Annotated in this window: 1 protein-coding gene; it reads left to right on the top strand. The window is 38.2% G+C overall.

Annotated elements, in window-relative coordinates; translation table 11 throughout:
* A partial coding sequence (locus tag ACFIO3_RS15600; RefSeq protein ID WP_375704834.1) for a glycine--tRNA ligase subunit beta occupies nucleotides 1–523 on the top strand: 523 nt, incomplete at both ends.

Genomic DNA, 523 nt, shown 5'->3' with positions numbered 1-523 from the left:
AAAAAAGCTGTTACGGATCAACTTGTGAATGCTGGATTAACCTATAAAGCCGCTCGTGAATATTGGACACCTCGTCGGTTAACATTGGACGTACGCGGACTTTCTATACGCTCCAAAGATGTCCATGAAGAACGCAAAGGTCCCAGTATAAAATCACCACAGCATGTAATTGATGGTTTTCTACGTGCAACAGGATTAAATAATGTTTCTGAAGCGCATATTGGACATGATGATAAAAAAGGTCATTTTTATATTGCTAAAATTGTTAAAAAAGGTCGAGCTGCAGAAGAAATTATTGCCGATATTTTACCGGATATTATCCGCAACTTTCCATGGCCTAAATCTATGCGTTGGGGAAAAGATTCAGCACAAAGTGGTACTTTGAAGTGGATTAGACCTTTACAAAATATTCTTTGCATCTTCGGACCAGAAATTGGCGAAACACATGTTGTTCCGTTTACAATTGGTTCTCTTAAGAGCAATAATCTAACTTATGGTCATCGTTTCTTAAGTGACGGAAAGC

Source organism: Bartonella sp. AD328YNZD (genome assembly GCF_042196425.1).
The sequence above is the reverse complement of the archived record's forward strand: the minus strand, read 5'-3'. Positions and strand labels throughout refer to the sequence as shown.